The organism is Halomonas sp. 25-S5 (assembly GCF_029889845.1).
Classification (GTDB): Bacteria; Pseudomonadota; Gammaproteobacteria; order Pseudomonadales; family Halomonadaceae; genus Halomonas.
This window is the reverse complement of record NZ_JARANV010000002.1, coordinates 86901-110608: the sequence shown is the minus strand read 5'-3', so window position 1 is coordinate 110608 and position 23708 is coordinate 86901. Positions and strand designations below refer to the sequence as shown.

Annotated in this window: 17 protein-coding genes and 5 tRNA genes; 9 read left to right on the top strand and 13 right to left on the bottom strand. The window is 66.5% G+C overall.

Annotated elements, in window-relative coordinates; translation table 11 throughout:
- The first annotated feature begins 105 nt into the window (after positions 1-105).
- Positions 106-1197, top strand: a complete 1092-nt coding sequence (ychF, locus tag OP498_RS02505) for a redox-regulated ATPase YchF (RefSeq protein WP_280552327.1) — start codon at positions 106-108, stop codon at positions 1195-1197.
- Between the two features lie 56 nt (positions 1198-1253).
- Positions 1254-1330, top strand: a tRNA-Met gene (locus tag OP498_RS02500).
- A 62-nt stretch (positions 1331-1392) separates the two neighbouring features.
- Here the strand turns inward: OP498_RS02500 and OP498_RS02495 are convergent.
- Positions 1393-2691: a M18 family aminopeptidase gene (locus tag OP498_RS02495; protein WP_280551995.1), complete on the bottom strand. Its 1299-nt coding sequence runs from the start codon at positions 2689-2691 to the stop codon at positions 1393-1395.
- A 143-nt stretch (positions 2692-2834) separates the two neighbouring features.
- Between OP498_RS02495 and OP498_RS02490 the strand changes: the two genes are divergently transcribed.
- The gene (locus tag OP498_RS02490; RefSeq protein ID WP_280546581.1) at positions 2835-4898 is read left to right on the top strand and encodes a carboxy terminal-processing peptidase; all 2064 of its coding nucleotides are present in this window, start codon (positions 2835-2837) and stop codon (positions 4896-4898) included.
- A 220-nt stretch (positions 4899-5118) separates the two neighbouring features.
- Here the strand turns inward: OP498_RS02490 and OP498_RS02485 are convergent.
- The 5 genes from OP498_RS02485 to OP498_RS02465 all read right to left on the bottom strand — a co-directional run bounded on the left by OP498_RS02485 (position 5119) and on the right by OP498_RS02465 (position 6716).
- Positions 5119-5194 (bottom strand) — tRNA-Asn (locus tag OP498_RS02485).
- A gap of 37 nt (positions 5195-5231) precedes the next feature.
- A tRNA-Asn gene (locus tag OP498_RS02480) sits at positions 5232-5307 on the bottom strand.
- A 61-nt stretch (positions 5308-5368) separates the two neighbouring features.
- Positions 5369-5444, bottom strand: a tRNA-Asn gene (locus tag OP498_RS02475).
- Positions 5445-5588: 144 nt separating this feature from the next.
- Positions 5589-5665: transfer RNA gene (locus OP498_RS02470), tRNA-Met, on the bottom strand.
- Positions 5666-5750: 85 nt separating this feature from the next.
- A complete protein-coding gene (locus OP498_RS02465; RefSeq protein ID WP_280551993.1) occupies positions 5751-6716 on the bottom strand; it encodes a choline ABC transporter substrate-binding protein in 966 nt (321 codons plus the stop codon).
- A gap of 182 nt (positions 6717-6898) precedes the next feature.
- Here OP498_RS02465 and betI point away from each other — a divergent pair, with 182 nt between their 5' ends.
- From betI to OP498_RS02445, 4 genes are all read left to right on the top strand, one after another.
- A complete protein-coding gene (gene betI, locus OP498_RS02460; protein ID WP_280551991.1) occupies positions 6899-7501 on the top strand; it encodes a transcriptional regulator BetI in 603 nt (200 codons plus the stop codon).
- A gap of 12 nt (positions 7502-7513) precedes the next feature.
- Entirely contained in the window at positions 7514-8998 is a 1485-nt protein-coding gene (gene betB, locus OP498_RS02455; RefSeq protein WP_280551989.1) for a betaine-aldehyde dehydrogenase, read from the top strand.
- A 178-nt stretch (positions 8999-9176) separates the two neighbouring features.
- The gene (gene betA / locus OP498_RS02450; protein WP_280551987.1) at positions 9177-10880 is read left to right on the top strand and encodes a choline dehydrogenase; all 1704 of its coding nucleotides are present in this window, start codon (positions 9177-9179) and stop codon (positions 10878-10880) included.
- 236 nt (positions 10881-11116) lie between these two features.
- Positions 11117-13564, top strand: a complete 2448-nt coding sequence (locus OP498_RS02445) for an acyl-CoA dehydrogenase (protein WP_280551985.1) — start codon at positions 11117-11119, stop codon at positions 13562-13564.
- Between the two features lie 121 nt (positions 13565-13685).
- On the opposite strand, the gene OP498_RS02440 is transcribed toward OP498_RS02445, so the two are convergent.
- The 5 genes from OP498_RS02440 to OP498_RS02420 all read right to left on the bottom strand — a co-directional run bounded on the left by OP498_RS02440 (position 13686) and on the right by OP498_RS02420 (position 19760).
- Complete coding sequence (locus OP498_RS02440; protein ID WP_280551983.1) at positions 13686-15500, bottom strand: SLC13 family permease; 1815 nt, start codon at positions 15498-15500, stop codon at positions 13686-13688.
- Positions 15501-15542: 42 nt separating this feature from the next.
- Positions 15543-15719 (bottom strand): hypothetical protein, encoded by a 177-nt coding sequence (locus OP498_RS02435; RefSeq protein WP_280546569.1) that lies wholly within the window; start codon positions 15717-15719, stop codon positions 15543-15545.
- Positions 15720-15852: 133 nt separating this feature from the next.
- A complete protein-coding gene (locus tag OP498_RS02430; RefSeq protein WP_280546567.1) occupies positions 15853-16659 on the bottom strand; it encodes an enoyl-CoA hydratase-related protein in 807 nt (268 codons plus the stop codon).
- A complete protein-coding gene (locus tag OP498_RS02425; RefSeq protein ID WP_280546565.1) occupies positions 16656-18860 on the bottom strand; it encodes an acetate--CoA ligase in 2205 nt (734 codons plus the stop codon). Before OP498_RS02425 ends, OP498_RS02430 begins: the two co-directional genes overlap by 4 nt.
- Before the next feature lie 93 nt (positions 18861-18953).
- On the bottom strand, positions 18954-19760 hold the full coding sequence (locus OP498_RS02420; protein WP_280546562.1) for an enoyl-CoA hydratase/isomerase family protein: 807 nt from the start codon (positions 19758-19760) through the stop codon (positions 18954-18956).
- A 244-nt stretch (positions 19761-20004) separates the two neighbouring features.
- Between OP498_RS02420 and OP498_RS02415 the strand changes: the two genes are divergently transcribed.
- Positions 20005-20922, top strand: coding sequence for a MurR/RpiR family transcriptional regulator (locus OP498_RS02415; protein WP_280551981.1), 918 nt, complete (start codon positions 20005-20007; stop codon positions 20920-20922).
- A 221-nt stretch (positions 20923-21143) separates the two neighbouring features.
- Here the strand turns inward: OP498_RS02415 and OP498_RS02410 are convergent, their stop codons facing one another.
- Positions 21144-22121, bottom strand: coding sequence for an NADPH:quinone reductase (locus OP498_RS02410; protein ID WP_280546560.1), 978 nt, complete (start codon positions 22119-22121; stop codon positions 21144-21146).
- Between the two features lie 81 nt (positions 22122-22202).
- A complete protein-coding gene (locus OP498_RS02405; protein ID WP_280546559.1) occupies positions 22203-22787 on the bottom strand; it encodes a hypothetical protein in 585 nt (194 codons plus the stop codon).
- 149 nt (positions 22788-22936) lie between these two features.
- On the opposite strand from OP498_RS02405, the gene OP498_RS02400 reads away from it, so the two are divergent.
- Positions 22937-23689: a glycerophosphodiester phosphodiesterase family protein gene (locus tag OP498_RS02400; RefSeq protein WP_280551979.1), complete on the top strand. Its 753-nt coding sequence runs from the start codon at positions 22937-22939 to the stop codon at positions 23687-23689.
- The last annotated feature ends 19 nt before the right edge of the window (positions 23690-23708 follow it).

Genomic DNA, 23708 nt, shown 5'->3' with positions numbered 1-23708 from the left:
CTGGCCGGGATGGTTTTCTTACGGCTTACAGCTTATGGCTTACCACTTGGTCGCGTAGAATGCCGGCCATTCTCCATTCCCGAACACGCTTTCCAGGAAGATCCCATGGGTTTCAACTGCGGTATCGTCGGCCTACCCAACGTCGGCAAGTCCACGCTGTTCAATGCGCTGACCAAGTCCGGCATCGACGCCGAGAACTTCCCCTTCTGCACCATCGAGCCCAACGTCGGCATCGTGCCGATGCCCGACCCGCGCCTCGACCGGCTGGCCGAGATCGTCAAGCCACAGAAGGTACTGCCCACGACCATGGAGTTCGTCGACATCGCCGGCCTGGTGGCCGGCGCCTCCAAGGGTGAGGGGCTGGGCAACAAGTTCCTGGCCAATATCCGCGAGACCCAGGCCATCGCCCATGTGGTGCGCTGCTTCGACAACGACAACGTGATCCACGTGGCCAACCAGGTCGACCCGCGGGCCGATATCGAGATCATCAACATGGAGCTCGCGCTGGCCGACCTCGACACCGTCGAGCGCGCCATCCAGCGCCTGGTACGCGTGGCCAAGGGCGGCGACAAGGAGGCCATTGCCACCAAGGCGATCCTCGAGCGCATCCAGCCCCACCTGGCCGAGGGCCTGCCGCTGCGAAGCGTCGGCCTCGACGAGGAGGAGAAGCAACAGCTCAAGAGCTTCGGCTTCCTGACCCTCAAGCCCACCATGTACATCGCCAATGTCAACGAGGACGGCTTCGAGGCCAATCCCTACCTCGAGGTAGTCAACGAGATCGCCGCCGAGGAAGGCGCCGTGGTGGTGCCGGTGTGCAATCAGCTCGAGGCCGAGATCGCCGAGCTGGAGGACGAGGAGCGCGCCATGTTCCTCGACGAGATGGGCATGGAAGAGCCCGGTCTCGACCGGGTGATCCGCGCCGGCTATGCCCTGCTGGGCCTGCAGACCTACTTCACCGCGGGGGTGAAGGAAGTCCGTGCCTGGACGGTCAAGGTCGGGGCCACCGCTCCCGAGGCGGCCGGGGTGATCCACACCGACTTCCAGAAGGGCTTCATCCGCGCCGAGGTCATCGCCTATGACGACTTCGTCGCGCTGGGCGGCGAACAGGGGGCCAAGGACGCCGGCAAGTGGCGCCTGGAGGGCAAGGAGTACATCGTACAGGATGGCGACGTGATCCACTTCCGCTTCAATGTCTGAGACACGCAGGCCTTGACCCGAGGGGGCAAACTCCATAGACTTCGCCCCCGTTGTTCGGCTACGTAGCTCAGCTGGTTAGAGCACATCACTCATAATGATGGGGTCCCCTGTTCGAATCAGGGCGTAGCCACCAGATACCGAAAACCCGGCGCCCCTGGCGCCGGGTTTTTTCGTCTTCCTCTATACCATACCGCTCTAGACCAGTTCGGGGCGATCGAAGAAGGCGGTCAGCACCCGCGTCAGGGACTCCACGTCCCGGGCGCCGGCGGTCTCGCGGATCGAGTGCATGGCCCACTGGGGCACGCCCACGTCCAGGGTCGGCACGCCGAGCTCGGTGGCGGTGATGGGGCCGATGGTGCTGCCGCAGCCCATGTCGGCCCGGGTCACGAAGCTCTGCACCGGCACCTCGGCCGCGCGGCAGAGATCCCGGAACAGCGCCGCCGTGGCGCTGTTGGTGGCATAGCGCTGGCTCGCGTTGACCTTGATCACCGGCCCGCCGTTGAGTACCGGGCCGTGGCCGGCATCGTGCTTGTCCGGGAAGTTGGGATGCAGGGCGTGGGCGTTGTCGCAGGAGATCAGCCGCGAGGCCTGAACCAGGCGGATGAAGCCCTCGTCGCCGGGTTCGCCGAGCTGGGCATTCACCCGCCGCAGCACGTCGCGGAGGAAGGGCCCCTGGGCGCCGCAGGCGCTGGCGCTGCCTACCTCCTCGTGGTCGTTGGCCACCAGCACCGCTCCCTGTTGGCCGTCGCTCTCCAGCAGGGCCTCCAGGCCGATAAAGCAGGAGAGCAGGTTGTCGAGGCGGGCACCGGCGATCAGCTCGCCGTCGACGCCGACCCGTGACGGCGGCTGCATGTCGCGGAAGGCGAGCTCGAAGTCGAGGAGCTCGACGTCCTCGAGGCCGTGCTGCTCGGCGACCCAGCCCGCGAGCAGCCGCTCGAGGTCGGGCTTTTCCCCGCCCTGCAGGAGAACCGGGGCCATCTCGGTCTGGGCATTGATGGCACGGCCGTTGTTGGCCTCGCGATCCAGATGGATGGCCAGGCTCGGGATGATCGCCAGCGGCGTCTCCACGTCGAGCAGCACACCCTCGATGCGGCCGTCGGCGTGGCGCAGGTGCACCCGCCCGGCGAGCCCCAGGTCACGGTCGAACCAGGGCGCCAGCAGGGCCCCGCCGTAGACCTCGACGCCGAGCTGGAGCCAGCCCGCCGCGCTCTGCGCGGGGTTGGGCTTGAGGCGCAGGCCGGGGCTGTCGGTATGGGCACCGACCAGGCGCAGCGCCGTGAGTGACTCGCGGGGCAGCTGCAGGGCGACGATCGAGGAGTCGTTGCGGGTGACGTAGACACGCTCGCCGGGCGACAGCCGCCAGGCCTCGGTCTCCTCGAGACGCCGGTAGCCGGCCTCTTCCAGGCGCCTGGCCATGTTGGCCGTGGCATGCCAGGGCGTGGGGGATCGACGCAGGAAGTCGAGCAGGCGCTCGAGTCGGGCATCCTGGGACATGGAATTCCTCTATCGCGGGGCATTTCAGGGGTCTTGGCGGCACGACCAAGCTGATACAATGATTTGTCGGTCCATGCAACTCGACGACCGAGTCGAGGTCTGGATTGAGAGTGAGTGTACACGAATCGGGGAGTGCTTCATCGATGAGCCTGTTAGTCACCCTTGGGCGTTCAGCGGTCCTGGCCCTGCTGCTGGCCACGCCACTACTGGCCGCCGTCGAGCCGAGCGACGCCCAGCGCCAGGTGGCCGTGGAAGTGGCCGAGTCGCTGCGCTATGGCCATTATGCAGATGTCAGCCTCGACGACGACTGGTCACGGCGGGCCTTCTCGCGCTTCCTGGACATCCTCGATAGCCAGCGCGCCTACCTGCTCGACCGCGATGTGGCCACGTTCCGCGACCTGGAAACGGGCATGGACGAGGCGCTGCTCGACGGCGACCTGGCACGCCCCTTTGCCCTCTATCAGCGCTACCACGAGCGCGCCGAGTCACGCTTCGAATGGCTGCTCGACCGACTCGACGAGGGCATCGACTTTTCCTTCGACAGCGACAAGCGCCTGGAGCTGGAGCGTAAGGAAGCCCCCTGGGCCGGCCGGGAGGCGGCCCTGGACGAGCTGTGGCTGAAGCGGCTAAAGAACGCCGCCCTGACCCTGGCCATCAGCGACCAGGACGCCGAGCAGGTGGAAGCCACCCTGCGCCAGCGATACGAGGGGCAGCTGTCGCGCCTGCGCCAGACCAACGACGAGGATGTCTTCGGCCTCTTCATGTCGGCGGTGACCGGCAGCATCGACCCCCACAGCGAATACCTCTCGCCGCGCCAGGGCGAATCCTTCGATATCCAGATGCGCCTCTCCCTGGAGGGCATCGGCGCCCTGCTCCAGGCCGACGGCGAGTACGTCAAGGTATCGAGCCTGGTGCCGGGTGGCCCCGCCGAGCGGGCCGGGGCCCTGCAGCCGGCCGACCGCATCGTCGGCGTGGGCCAGGAGGGCAAGGAGATCGTCAACGTGGTGGGCATGCGCCTCGATGACGTGGTCGACATGATTCGCGGCCCCAAGGGCTCGGTGGTGCGTCTCGACGTGGTGCCCGCCCAGGCCGTCGACATGACGCGCTCCAAGGTCATCGAGATCACCCGCGACACCGTGGACCTGGAGGACCAGGCCGCCCAGGGCGAGGTAGTCGAGATCGCGCGGGACGACGGCACCCACCGCCTCGGGGTAATCAAGATCCCCACCTTCTACGTGGACTTCGATGCCTGGCAGGCCGGCGAGGAGGACTACCGCAGCACCACCCGCGACGTGTCCAAGGAAGTGGAGCGACTCCAGGCCGAGGGCGTCGAGGGCATCGTGCTCGACCTGCGCAACAACGGCGGCGGCGCCCTGCAGGAAGCCAACTCGCTGATCGGCCTGTTCATCGACCGCGGCCCCACCGTCCAGGTCCGCGATGCCCGCGGCCGCATCAGCCTCTACGGCGATACCGAGAGCGGCACCCTCTACGACGGCCCGCTGGCCGTGCTGGTCAACCGCCTCTCGGCATCGGCCTCCGAGATCTTCGCCGGGGCCATCCAGGACTACGGCCGTGGCCTGGTGGTGGGCACCGACACCTTCGGCAAGGGCACGGTCCAGACTCTCAACGAGCTCAGTCATGGCGAGATCAAGCTGACCCGCGCCAAGTTCTACCGCATCTCCGGGGAAAGCACCCAGCACCGTGGCGTGGAGCCGGACATCCGCTTCCCGAGCCTGATCGACCCGCAACTGATCGGCGAGAGCAGCCTCGACAACGCCCTGGAATGGGACACGGTGCGCGAGGTGCAGTATCGCACCTACGGCGAGCCCCGACAGTACCTGGAGACGCTTCGCAGCCGCCATCGCGAGCGTGCCGAACAGCAGCCGAACTTCCACTACCTCGAGCAGCAGTCAGCGCTGGCCAGCCGACTTCGCGAGCAGCACACCAGCGTCAGCCTCAATCGCGAGCAGCGCCAGCGCGAGGTGGAAGCCCGGGAGGCCGAACAGCTCGCCCTGGAGAACCAGCGCCGACGCGCCCTTGGCCTGGACCCGCTGGAGGAGTGGGTCGATGCCCGCGACGAGGCGGATACCGAAAACGATGCGCGCGACGAGGAACCGGTCGACCGCGTCCAGATCCTGGAGACGGCCCAGATCCTGCTCGACTACACCCAGCTCGAGGGCACCTGGCGCTACGCGAAAGGCAGCTGACCTCCCCTCCCCTGTCAGCGGGTGCGACATGCGACGCCGGGCCTCGAGCCCGGCGTCCTTGTCTGCTCGCCTCGCAGGCAAGCGCCACGGCGGCAGACATCAGGCCGCAGGCGGCCCCGGTGACAATGCGGCGTGATAAAGGGCAGACGCTACCCGGCCAGAAGCCGGCGAGGCATCGGTGCGACAGGCAAGATGAGAAGGGATGACGGCCAGACAGGACTGGCTCCCCGAACAGGACTCGAACCTGTGACCCAGTGATTAACAGTCACTTGCTCTACCAACTGAGCTATCAGGGAACGATGCAGGATGATGCGGCAGGCAGTTAGGAGCGGTTGGCTCCCCGAGCAGGACTCGAACCTGCGACCCAATGATTAACAGTCATTTGCTCTACCAACTGAGCTATCGGGGAATGACCGCATGCCGCACTGTGCTCTTCACATTCACGAGATCCTTCGCCGCATGAGCGAAGCTGGCTCCCCGAGCAGGACTCGAACCTGCGACCCAATGATTAACAGTCATTTGCTCTACCAACTGAGCTATCGGGGAACGACCTCAAGCACGGGCAGTATTATACGGATCGGGCCCGCAAGGTCAAGCGGGGATTGGCATTCTGCCCCCTCGCGAGGAGCACCGGGACACACAAAAAACGCCCGCCAGGGCGAGGCCTGGCGGGCGTTTTTTTGTGTGTCCTGGTGGCTACGCCCTGATTCGAACAGGGGACCCCATCATTATGAGTGATGTGCTCTAACCAGCTGAGCTACGTAGCCTTATCAACGGCTTGCCCGGCCGAGGCCGGGCAACGGGGAAGGATTATGCACGCGGGCCCGCCGCATGGCAAGCCCGCGCGCGCCCTCACGCCTCGATGTCGAGGGCGCGCTTGACCGCCGGCAGCGCCGGCTCGCCCTCACGGGTCTCGATGCCCTCGAGCCAGGCCTCCAGGACCTCGGGGTTGGCCTGCAGGTAAGCACGGGCGGCATCGCGGGGATCGGAGCCCGCGTCCATGATCTCACCCATCAGCTGGTTCTCCATCTCGAGGGTGAACTCGAGGTTTTCCAGCAGCGCACCGACGTTGGCACACTCCTCGACATAGCCGCTACGGGTGTTGGTGTAGACGGTGGCGCCGCCGAGGTCGGGGCCAAAGTAATCATCGGCACCTTCCAGGTAGGCCATGTCGAAGTTGGTGTTCATCGGATGCGGCTCCCAGCCGAGGAACACCATCCACTGTTCTTCCGGCACCCGGGCACTCAGCTCGGCGAGCATGCCGGCCTCGCTGGAGTCGATCAGCTGCCAGTCGCCCAGGCCGAAGGCGTCATCGTCGATCATCTGCTGGATCAGCTGGTTGCCGTCGTTGCCGGCCTCGATGCCGTGGATCCGGCTGTCGAACTGCTCGGCATGCTCGGCGAGATCGGCCACCGAGGTGACGCCGGCATCGTGGACATACTGCGGTACCGCGAGGGTGTACTTGGCGCCCTCGAGGTTGGCCCCCAGGCGATCGATATCGCCATCCTCAACGTAGGGGTCACTGATCGATGCCATGGAGGGCATCCAGTTGCCCAGGAAGACGTCGAAGTCGCCGTTCTTCATGCCCTGGTAGGCGATGGGCACTGAGACGGTATCGATACGGGTGTCGTAGCCCAGCGCCTCGAGTACCTCGGTGGTGAGCGCGGTAGTCGCGGTGATGTCGGTCCAGCCGACCTCGGCGAAGCGTACGGTCTCGCAGCTCTCGGGCTCGGCGGCCTGCAGCGGCGAGACGGAGAGACCGAGGGCGGCGGCGCCGAGCCCCAGGGTCAGGCGACGATTCAGGTTGCGGGTGAGCATGAAGACACTCCTCTTGTGGGACTTGAAGTATAGCCGCAGTGGCAGTACCACCGGTCAGCGGGTTGGTCTGCCAGACCTTTATTGATTGAACGTTCAATAAAGGTCTGGCAAGCTGTGCACATGGTAACCATGCTTCATGTGGTGGTTGCAAGATCAATTCCCCGGGAAAGGAGCCAGCAACGGTGCCCAAGGTTGGAATGGAACCCATCCGCCGCCAGCAACTGATCAAGGCCACCATGGCGGCGATCGACGAGGTCGGCCTGGCCGATGCCACGGTGATGCGTATTGCCCGCCACGCGGGCGTATCCGCCGGCATCATCAGCCACTACTTCGGCGGCAAGGACGGCCTGCTGGAAGCCACCATGCGCCAGATCCTCAGCGATCTTGGCGAAGCGGTGGCGGCGCGGCGCCGCGAGCTCTCCACCACGAGCCCCCGGGACCACATCGGCGCCATCATCGACGGCAACTTCGACCGCAGCCAGGTCACCGGGCCGGTGGCCAAGACCTGGCTGGCCTTCTGGGCCAGCAGCATGCACAAGCCGGAGTTGGCGCGCCTGCAGCAGGTCAATGACCGGCGCCTCTACGCCAACCTCTGCCACCAGTTCCGCCGCGTGATGCCCCGTGACAAGGCCCGCGCCTGTGCCCGAGCGCTGGCCGCGCTGATCGATGGCCTCTGGCTACGCGGCGCCCTGACCCACGAAGGCCTGGACAGCGACGAGGCGCGCCTTCTGGCCCGGGACTATCTCGATCGCCTGCTGGATACCCAACACACAACTTCTTCTTGAAGGGATAGCCACATGCCATCTCTGGACACCCAGACCCTCTACATCGACGGCCGTCACACCGCCGCCACTTCCGGCGAGACCTTCACCGTGGTCAACCCCTTCGACGGCTCACCGCTCGCCGAGGTGCAGCAGGCCGCCGAGGCCGACGTGGACACCGCCGTGGCCGCTGCCCGCAAGGGCCAGCGGACCTGGGCGGCGATGACCGGCATGCAGCGCGGCCGCATCCTCAATCGCGCCGTGGCCTTGCTCCGTGAACGCAACGATGAGATCGCCGAACTCGAGACCCGCAACACCGGCAAGCCGATCAGCGAGACGGCCGCGGTGGACATCGTCACCGGCGCCGACGTTCTCGAGTACTACGCCGGCCTGGTACCCGCCATCGAGGGCAGCCAGATCCCGCTGCGCGAGGATTCCTTCGTCTATACGCGCCGCGAGCCACTGGGCGTGATCGGCGCCATCGGCGCCTGGAACTACCCCATCCAGATCGCCTGCTGGAAGACTGCCCCGGCGCTGGCCGCCGGCAACGCCGTGGTCTTCAAGCCCAGCGAAGTCACTCCGCTCACCGTCATGAAGCTCGCCGAGGTCTTCACCGAGGCCGGCTTGCCCGACGGCGTCTTCAATGTCGTCCACGGCGACGGCCGCGTCGGTGCGCTGATGACCGGACATCCCGGCATCGACAAGATCTCCTTCACCGGCGAGGTGGGCACCGGCAAGAAGGTGATGGCCGCCGCCGGGGGCTCCACCCTCAAGGACGTGACCATGGAACTGGGCGGCAAATCGCCGCTGATCGTCTTCGCCGACGCCGACCTGGATCGCGCCGCCGACGCCGCCATGATGGCCAACTTCTACTCCAGCGGGCAGATCTGCACCAACGGCACGCGGGTCTTCGTCGAGGGCTCGGTGAAGGAAGCCTTAGAGGCGAAGATCACCGAGCGCGTGGCGCGCATCCGCGCCGGCGACCCGCTGGACCCGAACGTCAACTTCGGCCCTCTGGTGAGCTTCGAGCACCAGGAAAAGGTGCTCTCCTACATCGCCCTGGGCAAGCTGGAAGGAGCCACGGTGCTGGCCGGCGGCGAGGCCTGGGACCAGGGCGAGCACGGCGGGGTCGAATGGTCAAGAGGCGCCTGGGCGGCCCCTACGGTGTTCACCGACTGCACGGACGAGATGCGCATCGTGCGCGAGGAGATCTTCGGCCCGGTAATGGCGATCCTCGCCTTCGACGATGAGGAGGAGGTCATCGAGCGCGCCAATGCCACCCACTACGGCCTGGCCGCCGGGGTCTTCACCGAGGGCCTCAACCGCGCCCATCGGGTGATCCATCGCCTCGAGGCCGGCATCTGCTGGATCAATACCTGGGGCGAGTCCCCCGCCGAGATGCCGGTGGGCGGTGTCAAGCAGTCCGGCGTGGGCCGCGAGAACGGCCTCGAGACCCTGGCCCACTACACCCAGACCAAGTCGGTGCAGATCGAGATGGGCCCCTTCGAATCGGTGTTCTAAGCCTTCCGTCACCTCTAGTGCCGCCTACCTACCCCACCTGCCGGGGCGCCGGGGGCAGGTCGTAGCGAGGGTCCTATGCCAGGGACGGCATCGGTAGCGCCCAGGGATGCGTTCACAGCGCCCTCGCGAAGGCCTGCCGCCGGAACAGCCCCGTATAGATATTGCCTCGGGAGACTCCATGTCCCAGATCCGCGAATTCGACTACATCATCATCGGCGCCGGGTCGGCCGGCAACGTGCTGGCCACGCGCCTGACCGAAGACGAAGATGTCTCGGTGCTGCTGCTCGAGGCCGGTGGCCCCGACTACCGCTTCGACTTCCGCACTCAGATGCCGGCGGCGCTGGCCTATCCGCTGCAGGGCAAGCGCTACAACTGGGCCTTCGAGACCGACCCCGAGCCGCACATGGATGGCCGACGCATGGAGTGCGGCCGTGGCAAGGGGCTGGGGGGCTCCTCGCTGATCAACGGCATGTGCTACATCCGCGGCAACGCCCTGGACTACGACCACTGGGCCAAGGCGCCGGGCCTTGCGGACTGGTGCTACGCCAACTGCCTGCCCTACTTCCGGAAGTCCGAGACCCGCGACATCGGCGCCGATGACTACCATGGCGGCGACGGGCCGGTGAGTGTCACCACCCCGAAAGAGGGCAACAACCCCCTCTATCGGACCTTTATCGAGGCGGGCAAGCAGGCCGGCTACCCGGAGACCGAGGACGTCAACGGCTACCAGCAGGAGGGCTTCGGTCCCATGGACCGCTTCGTCACCCCGAACGGTCGGCGTGCCTCCACGGCCCGCGGCTACCTCGACCAGGCCAAGGGGCGGGCGAACCTGACCATCGAAACCCGCGCGCTCACCGACGTCATCGCGTTCGAGGGCAAGCGTGCCGTGGGCGTGCGCTACTTTCTCAACGGCGATCGCAAGGGCGAGCCGCGCCAGGCCCGCGCCCGCCGCGAGGTGCTCCTGTGCGGCGGGGCCATCGCCTCGCCGCAGATCCTCCAGCGCTCCGGCATCGGGCCGAAGGCGGTCCTGGACGAGTTCGGCATTCCCCCGGTGCACGTCAACGACAACGTCGGCACCCATCTCCAGGACCATCTGGAGATGTACATCCAGTACGAGTGCACCCAGCCGATCTCGCTCTACCCGGCGCTGAAGTGGGTCAACCAGCCAAAGATCGGCGCCGAGTGGCTCTTCCTGGGCAAGGGCGTGGGGGCGAGCAACCAGTTCGAGGCGGCGGGCTTCATCCGCAGCAATGACCAGGAGGAGTGGCCCAACCTGCAGTACCACTTCCTGCCCATCGCCATCAGCTATAACGGCAAGAGCGCGGTGCAGGCTCACGGTTTCCAGGCCCACGTGGGCTCCATGCGCTCCGAGAGCCGCGGCCGCATCCGCCTGGCCTCGCGCGACCCCGAGGCCGCGCCGAGCATCCTCTTCAACTACATGTCCAGGGAGAAGGACTGGCAGGAGTTCCGCGATGCCATCCGCCTGACCCGCGAGATCATCGCTCAGCCCGCCTTCGACCCCTATCGCGGCCGCGAGATCTCGCCGGGGCCGGACGTGGCCTCCGACGCCGAGCTGGATGCCTTCGTCAAGGCCCATGCCGAGACCGCCTACCATCCCTGCGGCAGCTGCCGCATGGGCGAGGGCGACGATGCCGTGGTGGACGGCCAGGGCCGGGTGCACGGCGTGGCGGGGCTCAGGGTCGTGGACGCCTCGCTGTTTCCGATGATCCCCACCGGCAACCTCAACGCGCCGACCATCATGCTCGCCGAGAAGATCGCCGACAGGATTCGCGGCCGCGAGCCCCTGCCGCGCTCGGACGCCCCCTACTACGTGGCGGGTGACACCCCCGCCCGCGGCGAGCCCCAGCGCCGCCTCGACTGACAGCGCCAGTGCCTCGGCTCCCATGCGCCCCGCCCTGCCCTGCAGCGCGGGGCGTTTTTGGATTACAGACCATCGCGGATGACTACCACGCTCGAGGCTTTTCCGGCGCCTCTCGCTCTTGCTGAAAGCTTTAACTACGAGTCGCGCCACTGGCCGGTTGCACCGAAGTGGGCTAGTCTGCAAGAATTCAAACATCTGTTCGAATTCTTGCCGTCGACAACAACCGGAGTCTCCCCATGCTCACCCTGATCCTGCTGCTCGCGGCCATCGTCGGCCTGTTCGCGGTGCTGCGCCGCGAGGCCGGCGCCCTGCCCGCCCTCGGCGCGCTGGCCGTGCCGGGCCTCGCCGGCCTGCTGCTGGGCTCGCCGGCGCTCGGCGTGCTGCTGCTCCTGGCCGCCGCCGGGGTGGCCGTGGCGGGCCTGCCCGCCCTGCGGATCCGCTGGCTCTCGCCGCGCCTCTTCGCCCTGTTCAAGAAGGTCGCGCCCCGAGTCTCGGAGACCGAACGCACGGCGCTCGAGGCCGGCACCGTGGCCTGGGACGGCGAACTCTTCACCGGGCGCCCCGACTGGCAGACGCTGCTCGCTTTCCACGATGAGGGGCTCACGGCGGAGGAGCAGGCTTTCCTTGACCACCAGTGCAGCGTGGCCGCCGGCATGTGCAACGCCTGGGAGATCGCCCGGGAGCGCGCCGACCTGCCCCAGGAACTCTGGGACTACCTCAAGCGGGAAGGCTTCTTCGGCATGATCATCCCCCAGGCGTACGGCGGCCTCGGCTTCTCCGCCAAGGCCCAGTCGCTGGTCCTGCAGAAGCTCTCGGTCAGCGAGACGCTGATGGTCACGGTGGGCGTGCCCAACTCCCTGGGCCCGGGCGAGCTGCTGCTCAAGTACGGCACCGAGGCCCAGAAGGACCACTACCTGCCGCGGCTGGCCGACGGGCGCGAGATCCCCTGCTTCGGCCTCACCGGCCCCCGTGCCGGCAGTGACGCCACGGCCCTCCCCGATACCGGCGTGGTCTGCCGGCAGGAGGTCGACGGCGAGGAGGTGCTGGGCCTGCGCCTGAACTTCGAGAAGCGCTGGATCACCCTGGCGCCCATCGCCAGCGTGGTGGGCCTGGCCTTCCGGCTCTTCGACCCCGACCACCTGCTGGGCGAGGAGAGCGATCGCGGCATCACCCTGGCGCTGATTCCGCGCGACACCGCGGGCATGGAGATCGGCCGCCGCCACCACCCCATCGGCAGCCCCTTCCTCAACGGCCCCATCAAGGGCAAGGACGTCTTCGTGCCGCTCGATACCATCATCGGCGGACCCGAGATGATCGGCCAGGGCTGGCGTATGCTGGTGGAGTGCCTCTCCATCGGCCGCTGCATCACCCTGCCCTCCGGCGCCACCGGGACCGCCCGCTACGCCCTGGGCTGGAGCGGCGGCTTCGCCCGTATCCGTCGCCAGTTCAACGTGCCGGTGGCCGAGATGGAGGGGGTCCAGGAGCCCCTGGCGCGCATGGCGGCGCTGGCCTACGTCTCCCGGGCCGCGGTCTACCAGACGGCCAACACCATCGACCACGGCGAGAAGCCGGCGGTGCCCTCGGCGATCCTCAAGAGCCAGCTCACCGAGTTCCAGCGCCAGATTCTCAGCGACGCCATGGACATCCACGGCGGCAAGGCGGTGACCCTGGGGCCGCGCAACTACTTAGGAATAGGCTACAGCGCCAACCCGGTGGCGATCACCGTGGAAGGCGCCAACATCATGACCCGCAACCTGATGATCTTCGGCCAGGGGGCGATCCGCTGCCACCCCTACGTGCTCGAGGAGCTGGCCGCCAAGGAGGCCGACGACCTGCCAGCCTTCGACCGCGCCTTCTTCGGCCATGCTGGGCTGATCTTCGGCAACGCCGCCCGTGCTCTCACCCAGGGCCTGGGACTCGGCCGGCCAGGCGTGCCCTTCGACGAGGTCGCCGCGCCCTATGCCCGGGATGTCGCCCGCCTCTCCGCCGGCTTCGGGCTGTGCGCCGATGCCGCCATGGCGAGCCTCGGCTCGACCCTCAAGCAGCGGGAGATGCTCTCGGCGCGCCTGGGCGACGTGCTCTCCAACCTCTACCTCGCCTCGATGACGCTCAAGCAGTGGCACGAGGGCGACAAGGTCGAGGGCGAGGCCGCCCTGCTGCACTATGGCTGCCGTTTCCTGCTGGGTCGTGCCGAGCAGGCCTTGGACGAGCTCTTCGACAACCTGCCGAGCCGTGCCCTGGGTCGGCTGCTGCGCGTCGTGGTCATGCCCGCCGGGCGCCGCTGGAAGCGCCCCCAGGATGACCTGACCCGCGAGATCGCCCAAGCCGTCTCCCGCGACACGGCGCTGCGCCGCTACCTGCTGGAAACCACCTGGCAGGAGAACGACGGCAGCCGCGACAACCCGCTGGCCCACTACAACGCCCTGCTCGCCACCCAGGAGCGCGCCGAAAAACTCTACCGCCAGGTCCAGAAGGCCCATGCCAAGGGCGAGCTGCCGGCTGACGCCCTGCACCCCGAGCAGAAGGTGGAGGCTGCACGGGAGAAGGGGCTGATCTCCGAGGAAGACGCCACCTTCATGCGCGAGCGCGAGGCCGAGGTACTCGAACTGCTCAGCGTGGACGACTTCGAGTACGATGCCTTCGTCATCGACAAGAGCCAGGTACCGCGCCATAACGCCGCCTGAAGCACATCAACCAGCCCGCGCGAGTCAATGCCATCTTCAAGAGGAGAATACATCGGAAAGGAGGTGGCATTGCCGGTGAGGGTTTCTTCGGCGAAAAGATAGGCGGCGCGTGGAGAACGACTTAGATTGTCCAGTAGATCGCGCAGCTCGTTACCACCATCAGCATCAGGTTCAGTGGCGCACCCACGCGCGCAAAATCGGTGAACTTCATCGCCCCCGTGCCATAAATCATGGTATTGGTCTGATAACCAATAGGCGACAGGAAGCTGGTCGATGCCGCGAACATGATGGCCATCACCAGGGCCAGTGGCTCCAGTGCCAGTTGCTGGGACAGCGAGATGGCAACCGGCACCAGTATCACGGCGGACGCATTGTTACTGACGATCTCAGTTAGCTCCGTGGTCATGGCATACAAGGCCATCAGGATGAATATAGGGTGCCAGGCCCCCGCATACTGGGCGATCAGGGAACCCGCCCAGTCGGCCGCCCCGGACTTGGTCATCGCGATACCCAGGGGAATCACACCGGCGAGCAGGAAGATCACACTCCAGGAAACATCCTCATACATCTCCTGATAGGGGATGCAACCTGTCACGGCCATGGCGATAACGCCAGCGATCGCAGTCAGCACGATAGGCATCGGCGTCAGAACCGCCAGGAAGATCACGGCTGCCACGATGCCACCGGCGGTGATCATGCGGCGTGAGCTGAATTCATCCTCGAACTGATCGAGCAGAACGACATCGTAACTCCTCTGCAGCCGTTTCAGGGCGGTTTTCGAGATGTCGAGCAAGACGACCTCCCCGACATGGAGTTCCTGGTCAGCCAGGCGCGTGGAAGTCACTTCATTGGTACCCAGGCCGATCAGGTGCGCATTGAAACGCCTCCAGAGATCTACTTTACTCGCCTTGCGTCCGTCGAACAGCAGCCGGTTGCGCAGCAGCACCTGTACCACCTGAGTATCGGTGCGTGCCTTACCGCTATCGTTGAATTCTGAAAGCACATCTACCCCGTCTTCCTTGATCAGATCCATGATCTGGTGCGCGAAAGTACAGACTATGATGACGTCATCAGGCTTTATTTCAGTTTCGGTCGCCTTATCGGTCCAGGTCTTTCCACCACGGATCAGCCGCTTGACCTCTACGCCGCTGATAGCCTCGAAATTTGCATCTTCCAGCGTCTTGCCGACCAATTTGCTGTCATGGTTAACCGTGAGTTCAGTGACGAATTCCTGTTCCTCTTCGTTGACCACCGGGTTGGCATCCTCCTTTGGCAAGAGCCAGCGCCCGATAAACAGGAAGTAGACCAGTCCGCTAAGGAGGACCAGAGTGCCGATATGTGTGAACTCGAACATCATCAGCGGCCGGCCGAACGACGGGGCATCGGCGAGAATGGAAGAGGTCAGGATATTCGTAGAGGTACCGACCAGCGTCAACGTGCCGCCCATCATGCCGAAGAAACTGAGAGGGATCAGCACCCGGGAGGCCTTGAAATCGCTGTTTCTGGCAAGATTCAGCATCAGCGGGATGGCCATTGCCACCGCAGCCGTATTATTGATGAAACCTGATACCAAGCCGATCATCACGCCCACGACAATAATCTGTCGCGTCTCGGAATTGCCGATCAGGGGTATAAGTTTCTTGGCCAGCAGATTGACCATTCCCGAACGCTGGATGCCGCCCGACAGGATGAACATACACAACACCGTCACCGTTGCCGTGCTGGAAAAACCCGACAGGCTTTCGGATATGCTCGGAAATGAAGACTTCAGGTCGACCCCTCTCTCCATAAGCCACTGCGAATGGAAAAGCTGAGGAATGGCCATCACGGTGGTCAAGATGGTCATGGCAGTGACATCGATCGGTAGTTTCTGTGAGGCGAACAGATATAGTCCACCAGCTGTAATCAGAAAAACGAGCGCGATTTCGATGGTCATTAGTACATTCCTGGGAGCTAGATTTTGCCTGAGGTTAATGATTCAACCCACGATCACGATGAAAGCCAGTCCCGACAGAGCAACATCGCCCGGCACCAGCCCCAGGATCACCGAGCCCAGCAACGCCGAGAGCGCCACCAGGTCGTAGCGGAAGCGCCCCCAGACGAAGGCGGCAAGCGTCAGCCCCAGGACAATGAAGACCAGCGTGCTGTCGGCCATGACACCTCCCTGTCCCTTCATGGAGATTCAAGCACATCAGCCGCGGGACAGAAAAGCCAGACCTTTCGCCCCCGACCGGATGCGCAGAGCCCGGCCGATGCCGGGCTCTGCGCAGATTGACTGGCCGCAACGCCTACTTCCTGGCCATCTTCTCCAGCATGGCATTGACGGCCTCGAGGTGCTCGGGCTCGTTATGGCACATGCCCTGGAAGTTCGCACAGAGGTCGAGGAAGTCGGGCAGCTCCATGCGGCTGCCCATCTTCATCAGCCGCTTGGTCAGGCGCGTCGCCTTGGGCGGCTGGGCCGCCATCTGCCCGGCCATCTCGCCGACCCGCTCGAGCAGCGCCTCGGGCTCGGTGACCTCCAGCACGATGCCATACGCCTTCGCCTCCTCGGCGTCGATCACCCGGCCGGAGAGCGTCAGCTCGAAGGCACGCTGGTAGCCGATCAGGCGCTGCATGAACCAGGCGCCGCCGTCGCCGGGGATGATGCCCAGGGTGAGGAAGGTCTCGCCGAACTTGGCCTTGCGGGAGGCGATGCGCACGTCGGCCATGTTGGCCAGGTCGAAGCCGGCCCCGATCGCCGGGCCGTTCACCGCGGCGATGATCGGCACCTCCACGCCCTGCAGAGCCAGCGGGATACGCTGGATGCCACGCCGGTAGCGGCTGGCGACCTCGGCCACGTCACCGGCGAAGTCGCCGTCGCGCTCGGCCATGTCCTTGACGTTGCCTCCCGCGGAGAACGCCGAGCCCGCCCCGGTGATGACCAGCACGGAGACCTCGTCGCAGGCATTGACCCAGTCGGCCACGGCCACGATGTCATCCACCAGGGCAGTGCCGGTCAGGGCATTGCGCACGTCGTGGCGGTCCAGGGTCAGGGTGGCCACCCGTCCCTCAAGCGTCAGGCGGGCATCGGTCAGTGACGGCAGGCTCATGCTCATGCTCGGGCGTCCTTGTCGGTGGCATCGCTGTCACGGTCGACGATAACCCGGGCATCCACCACCGCATAGCCGTCGGCATTGACGATCACCGGGTTGAGGTCGAGCTCCTTGAGGTCCGGGTAGGCGGCGACGATGCTCGACACCTTGAGCAGCAGCTCGACCAGCGCCTCCTTGTCCACGGCGGACTCGCCGCGCACCCCCTCGAGGATCCGCTTCGCCTTGATCTGCTCCACCATGGAGCGGGCGTCGTGGCGCGACAGCGGAATGGCGCGGAAGGCCACGTCCTCGAGGATCTCGACGAAGATGCCGCCGAGGCCGAACATCAGCACCGGGCCGAAGATCGGGTCGCGGATCACCCCGACGATTACCTCCACGCCCTTCTTCGCCATGGGCGCCACCAGCACGCCCTCGATCTCGGCATTGGCGTCGTAGGCCATACAGGATTCAAGGATCGCCTCGCGGGCATCCTGCATGGCAGCCTCGCCCACCACGTTGAGCATCACGCCGCCGGCGTCGGACTTGTGCAGGATGTCCTTCGAGACCACCTTCATGGCCAGCGGCGTCTCGCCACTCTCTCCTGCAAACCGGCTCGCCGCCTCGGCCAGCTCCGCCTCGTTGCGCACCACCAGTTCCAGCGGCACATCGACGCCGTGATCGCGCAGCAGCTGCTTGGCCTCGTACTCGAAGAGGTCACGCCCCTCGGCCCGGGCCTGCCGGAACATGGCGGTAAGCTCGAGACGGGCCTCCACCGGCGTCTCGCGGGACTGGCCATGCGACTGCGCCAGGTACTGGCCGCGCTCGCCCAGCGCCGCGAGCACCCGGACCGACTGCTCGATGGAGGCATAGACCGGCAGGCCCGCCTCGTGCAGGCGACGCAGCGCCGGCGGCTTGATCGGCGTATAGAGGCTGTAGATCACCAGCGGCTTCTCGGTGGCATTGGACAGATCCACCATCGCCTCGGCGCCACGCATCTCGTCGCCCAGCAGCGACTCGGCGAAGCGGATGCTGTAGCCGCCGAACATGCCCACCAGGAAGACGCTGTCGACGTTGTCGTCGGCGGCGACGATCTCCATGCAGGTGGCGAGCAGCGAGGGGTTGGCATCGGTGGAGCCGGCCACGTCGACCGGGTTGACCGTAGATGCCTGGGGGAAGAGCACCTCGCGCAGCTTCTGGCGTGTGGCTTCGGAGAGCTCGGCGAGCTCCAGGCCCGCCTCGGCCAGGCGGTCGGAGGCGATGGTGGCCTGGCCGCCACCGTCGGAGATCACTGCCACCCGCTTGCCGCGGGACTTCTGCAGCAGCCCCAGGCCCTCGGCCACCGGCAGGATCTCGTCGGAATACTGCACCACGCTGACCCCGGACTGCCTGAGCAGGTCCACGGTCATGGCGTAGCTGCCGGCCAGGGCCCCGGTGTGGGAGCTGGCGGCCTTCTGGCCCTGCTCGGTGGAGCCGGACTTGTAGACCACCACCGGCTTCATGGCGGTGACGTCACGGGCCACCTCGAGGAACTTGCGGCCGTCCCGGAAGCCCTCCACGTAGAGGGTGGCGACCCGGGTGTGCTCATCCTCGCCCAGGTAGCGCAGGTAGTCGTTGAAGCCGATGTCGCTCTGGTTGCCGGGGCCCACGTAGGTGGAGAAGCCCACCTGGCCGTTGTGCTGGGCCTCGAGGGCCAGCGACAGCAGCATGTTGCCAGACTGGGAGATGATACCCACGTCGCCCGGCTTGACGTTGTCCAGCGCCAGCAGGTTGATCCGGTGGTGCAGGTTGAAGATGCCGGAGGTGTTGGGGCCGATGATGCGCACCCCGTGCGCCTCGGCCTTGGCCATCATCTCGCGCTCGAGGGCAGCACCTTCCCCGCCGACTTCGGCAAAGCCGCTGGCCAGTATCACCGCCCCCTTGATGCCGCGGCGGCCACACTCGGCGATCAGCCCGGGCACCGTGGGCGCCGGCGTGCAGATCAGCGCCAGCTCCGGGTTGCCGGGGATCGCCGTGACCGAGGGCCAGGCCTTGACCCCGAGGATCAGGTCGGCCTTGGGGTTCACCGGATAGATGTCGCCGCGATAGCCGTCCTTGATCAGGCCGACCATGGCCTTGTAGCCCCGCTTGGTGGGGTCGGCGGAGGCACCGATCACCGCGATGCCGGTGGGCGCCAGGATGTCGTGCAGCGGGCTGCGGGTCGGGAGGTGTCCTTCGATGGGATTCATGTGCTGCTGACCTTGACCGCAAGGGTCGTTGAACGGTGACAACGGGCCCGGGGAATGGCCGGGCACGAGAGATCGGGATTACTTGCCCTGGACTCATTTCCCTTGAAACAGGGGCGCGCGCTTCTCGGCGAAGGCGTCGACGCCCTCCTGCCAGTCTTCGGTGGTGGAGCAGGTGAAGACCGCATCGAGCTCCTGCTGCAACTGGCTCTCCAGGTTCGTGTCGCTGCCCTGGTTGACCAGCCGCTTGAGCATGGCGATGGAGACCGGCGCCTGCTTCGCCAGCTCGCCGGCCAGGGCCCGGGCCTCGTCGAGCAGGGAGTCGGTGGTCCAGCTGGAGGTTGCCAGGCCGATGCGGGCGGCTTCCTCGCCATCGATGCGTCGGCCGGTGAAGAGCAGCCGGCGCGCCTGGGCCAGGCCTACCAGCTCGGGCAGGAGCTTGGAGACGCCGCCACCCACGCAGGTGCCGATGCTGGTCTCGGGGAAGCCGATCTGGGCGTCGTCGGCCATCAGGATGAAGTCGCAGGAGACCGCCATCTCGGCGCCGGCCCCCAGGGCATAGCCGTTGACGGCGGCGATGACGGGCTTGTTGAGGCGCAGGATCGCCTCGCAGACGTCGTTGCCCAGCTGCAGGTACTGGCGGCGCTGGAACAGCGAACGCTTGGCACTGCCATGCTCCTTCATGTCGGCGCCGACGCAGAAGGCGCGCCCCTCGCCGGTGAGGATCACGGCACGGATATCGACATCGGCGGAGGCGACGGCGAGGGCATCGAGCAGCTCGGTATACAGCGCTTCGACCACGGCATTGAGGCGATGGGGCCGGTTGAAGCGGATCTCCATCACCTGGCCGTGGCGCTGGGTGATCAGGGTCTCGTAGGCGGGATGTTTGGCGGAGTGGCTCATGTCGGGTTCGGTGGTTCCTGGGCGTGGTTGACGATAGACGAAACAAACGTATCAGTCACCATGACAATGAGGCACGCCTGTTTTGCGGAAATCCTAGACGAAGGTCCCGACAGGCGTCAACACATATGTGCCATTATTTTTGTCATGAGACACAGTCGTTTCATTCATACCGGTCCGCTTGCGGTACAATGCGCGCTTGCGCGATGGGCGGATGCCATCAACATGAACAGCTGAGGAGAACCGCGTGCTGGAACCGCAGACCCCGAGCCCGGATGCTGCGCTGGAGGCCCCGGCGGGACTGGATGCCGTCAACCAGCAGTTGGCCGAGGCCTATCCGGAACTGAGCCCGCAGCTCAAGCTGGCCGCCGGCTACGTGCTGGAACACCCGGTGGAGATCGCCTTCCAGTCGATCCGCAAGTCGGCTGCCGCCGCCGAGGTCACCCCCTCGACGCTGATGCGACTGGCCAAGCGGCTCGAGTTCGAGAGCTATGAGCAGTTTCGCGAGGTGTTCCAGTCGGCGGTACAGGCCGGCCCGGTGGAACTCTCGGGGCGGGCCAGCCAGCTGCGCAGCCTGGCCAGCCAGACCGACGATCAGGTGTTCCTGGACGTGGGAGACGCGGCCTTCGACAACATCGGCCGGCTGTTCACCGCCGACAACCAGAAGAAGGTCCGCGAGGCGGCCCGGCTACTGCTGGGCGCCGGCAAGGTGGCGGTGGTCGGCTTTCGCGACACCTTCGCCTGCGCCTACCACTTCGCCTACGTGGGGCGCATCGCCATGCCCGACATCCACCTCATCCGCGGGCAGGAGGGCGGCCTGCTCACCGAGCTGGCCCCCTTCGGCGAGGGGGACGTGGTGATCGCCTTCGGCTTCGAGCCATACTGTGCCGAGACCATGCGCGCCCTGGAGATCACCCGCGCCAACGGCGTGAATGCCATCGTGGTCACCGACACCCTGCGCTCGCCGCTGGTCCCCGGCGCCAGCATCACCTTCCCGGTGGCCAATGCCACGCCGCACTTCTTCCCCTCGATCCTCTCGGCGATCACCCTGATCGAGGTGCTGCTGGCCGAGTGTGTGGCCTTCGGTCCCGACGACCTGGTCGACAACGTGGCACGCTTCGAGTCGCGGATGCGGGAGATGGGGGCCTATGTAGAGAACGGCTGAGCGCCGAGCGCCGAGCGCCGAGCGCCGAGCGCCGAGCGCCGAGCGCCGAGCGCCGAGCGCCGAGCGCCGCAAGTTGATGCCTCTACGCTAGCGGCGTCAACGAAGAACCCCCGCCGGACTCGACATCCGGCGGGGGTTCTCGTTGTCTACCTCAACACCTGCCGCCCGTCACTGAGCAGCTGGGCGCTCGGCGCTTGCAGCTTGGCGCTGCCCGCAGGCCTTCAGGGCAGCAGGATGGTGGACCCGGTGGTCTGGCGCCCCTGGAGGGCCTCCTGGGCCTTTCCGGCCTCCGCCAGCGGGTAGCGCTGGGCGATATCGACCCTCACCTTGCCGCTCTCCAGCATCTCGAAGAGCTCGCCGGCCATCCACTCCAGCCGCTCGCGGGTGTCGGCATAGCCGTTGAGGCTCGGCCGGGTGACGAACAGCGACCCCTTCTGGTTGAGGATGCCGATGTTGACCCCCTCCACGGCGCCCGAGGCGTTGCCGAAGCTGACCATCAGCCCGCGCTTCTTCAGGCAGTCCAGCGAGGTCTCCCAGGTGTCCTTTCCCACCGAGTCATAGACCACGTCGCACATGGCGCCGCCAGTCAGCTCGCGCACCCGTTCGACGACGTCTTCGCGCGAATAGTCGATGGTCGCCCAGGCACCGTTACGCTCGGCCAGTGCTGCTTTCTCCGGCGAGCTCACGGTGCCGATCAGCTTCACGCCCAGCGCCTTCGCCCACTGGCAGGCAATGGAGCCCACGCCCCCGGCAGCGGCGTGCCAGAGGATCGTCTCGCCGCCCTTGAGCTCGTGGGTCTGGCGCAGCAAGTACTGCACGGTCAGCCCCTTGAGCATGCTGGCGGCGGCGGTCTCGATGTCGATGGCGGCGGGCAGCGCGACCACCTTCTCCGCCGGTAGCACATGCTGCTCGGCATAGGCGCCCAGCGGCCCCTGGGCATAGGCGACCCGGTCCCCCGCCTTGAGATGGGTGACGCCCTCGCCCACTGCATCGACCACGCCGGCCCCTTCGGTGCCCAGGCCGGAGGGCAGCGACGGCGCCGGATAGAGGCCGGTGCGGAAGTAGATGTCGATGAAGTTGAGGCCGACGGCCTGGTTCCTGACGCGGACCTCACCGGGCGCCGGCTCGGCCGGGGCGACGTCGACGAGTTCAAGGACCTCGGGCCCGCCGGTACGGGCGAACTGGATGCGCTTGGCCATGGGAGTGCTTTCCTTGTGCTGCCTGCGGGATGGGCCCACCAGTCAAGCGCCGTGGCTGCCCAGGGTCAAGTCGCGCCGCGGTCAGAGCGTGGCGGGAAAGGTTTCCAGGCCGCGGATGAAGCGCGCCTTGTAGTCATCGAACTGCGGGCGGTCGCGCTTGAAGGACTGGATTACCGCCTCCTCGTCGAAGGTCAAGGCCCGAGGCAGGTCCTCGACAGACGTGGCCGGATGCTTGGGGCCCAGCCCGATCCGCACCCCGGCCTTGCCGTCCAGCCAGCGCGTGATCCCGGCGTCGCGAAAGCGAGCCACCTGCTCGGCGTCCACGGCATCGACCCGCAGGGGGGCCTTGAGCGCCAGCTCAGCGACCAGGCGCTCGGCCGGCCGCACCACGCCCTCCTGTTGCGGGTCCTGGTCAAGCTCGGCCAGCAGCATCACGGTCATGCTGCTGCCGAGCTCATCGAGCACGAGCAGGGCCAGCGCCACGGGATGCGACTGGTCATCCACCAGCGCCAGCACCCTGGCCGCCTCCTGTTTGACCAGCACCCCCAAGGTGCCGGCGAAGGTCGCCAGCGGCCGGAGACCCGCCTCCTGGCCATAGGCCTCGGCACACAGGCGAGCGAGGCAGGCCTCGCGCTGCCGGGGATTGTTGATATGCACGACTCTCATCTCACTGTCCTCGCATCGTCGGGTCCGGCACCATCACCGGCGTCGAAATCGCGCAGCCTACCATATCCAGTCCATGGCGGATGGCGATACGCTGTAGGCCGCTTCCTCGCCGCCAGTGGACGGCGCCTCGCTGACCAGGACGACTGTGCATGCCCTATCCCGACATCCCCCTGCCCCGCCTGATCGCCCATCGCGGCCTCTCCGCCCACGCTCCGGAGAACACGCTTTCCGCCGTGCGCGCCGCCCACGCCGCGGGCGTCTCCTGGGTGGAGCTGGACGTGCAGCTGCTCGGCGACGGGACACCGGTGATCTGGCACGACGCCAACATCCGGCGCTGCTCCGATGGCCGCGGCCGACTGGCCAACCTGAACCTGGCCGCGGCCCGCCGGCTCGACGCGGGCAGCTGGTTCGGCGATGACTTCCTGGGCGAGCGCATGGCCACCCTCGAGGAGATGCTCATCCTGCTCGACGAGCTCGAGATGGGGGTGAACCTGGAGCTCAAGGTGAATCGCGGCCGGGACCCCCGGGCTCTGGTGGAAACCGCCCTGCCCGCGGTGATGGAGGCACTGCCACCGGCGCGGTGCCTGGTCTCCTCCTTCAACGACACCGCCCTGGCCCTTGCACGCGCGCTGGCCGGGCCCGAGACGCTTGCGCTGGGCGTGCTCTTCGAGGGCATCTCCCGCGACTGGCGGCGGCGTTGCGAACCGGTGCAGGCCTACAGCGTGCATGCCGACTGGAAGCGCCTCAAGCCGGCACGCGTTCGCGAGGTCGTCGCGGCGGGCTACCGGCTGCTCTGCTACACGGCCAACGATCCCACCGCCTTCGCCCCGCGCTGGCAATGGGGCGTCGAGGCGGTGATCAGCGACGACCCGGCGCGCTTCGCCGGCCACCTGCCCGCCTGAGCTGGCCCGGCACCAGGCT

Bases quoted from the DNA above. Each gene is read 5' to 3' on its own strand.
- ychF (WP_280552327.1), top strand. From the start codon at position 106: ATGGGTTTCAACTGCGGTATCGTCGGCCTACCCAACGTCGGCAAGTCC.
- OP498_RS02495 (WP_280551995.1), bottom strand. From the start codon at position 2,691: ATGTCCCAGGATGCCCGACTCGAGCGCCTGCTCGACTTCCTGCGTCGA.
- OP498_RS02490 (WP_280546581.1), top strand. From the start codon at position 2,835: ATGAGCCTGTTAGTCACCCTTGGGCGTTCAGCGGTCCTGGCCCTGCTG.
- OP498_RS02465 (WP_280551993.1), bottom strand. From the start codon at position 6,716: ATGCTCACCCGCAACCTGAATCGTCGCCTGACCCTGGGGCTCGGCGCC.
- betB (WP_280551989.1), top strand. From the start codon at position 7,514: ATGCCATCTCTGGACACCCAGACCCTCTACATCGACGGCCGTCACACC.
- betA (WP_280551987.1), top strand. From the start codon at position 9,177: ATGTCCCAGATCCGCGAATTCGACTACATCATCATCGGCGCCGGGTCG.
- OP498_RS02445 (WP_280551985.1), top strand. From the start codon at position 11,117: ATGCTCACCCTGATCCTGCTGCTCGCGGCCATCGTCGGCCTGTTCGCG.
- OP498_RS02440 (WP_280551983.1), bottom strand. From the start codon at position 15,500: ATGACCATCGAAATCGCGCTCGTTTTTCTGATTACAGCTGGTGGACTA.
- OP498_RS02435 (WP_280546569.1), bottom strand. From the start codon at position 15,719: ATGGCCGACAGCACGCTGGTCTTCATTGTCCTGGGGCTGACGCTTGCC.
- OP498_RS02430 (WP_280546567.1), bottom strand. From the start codon at position 16,659: ATGAGCATGAGCCTGCCGTCACTGACCGATGCCCGCCTGACGCTTGAG.
- OP498_RS02425 (WP_280546565.1), bottom strand. From the start codon at position 18,860: ATGAATCCCATCGAAGGACACCTCCCGACCCGCAGCCCGCTGCACGAC.
- OP498_RS02420 (WP_280546562.1), bottom strand. From the start codon at position 19,760: ATGAGCCACTCCGCCAAACATCCCGCCTACGAGACCCTGATCACCCAG.
- OP498_RS02410 (WP_280546560.1), bottom strand. From the start codon at position 22,121: ATGGCCAAGCGCATCCAGTTCGCCCGTACCGGCGGGCCCGAGGTCCTT.
- OP498_RS02405 (WP_280546559.1), bottom strand. From the start codon at position 22,787: ATGAGAGTCGTGCATATCAACAATCCCCGGCAGCGCGAGGCCTGCCTC.
- OP498_RS02400 (WP_280551979.1), top strand. From the start codon at position 22,937: ATGCCCTATCCCGACATCCCCCTGCCCCGCCTGATCGCCCATCGCGGC.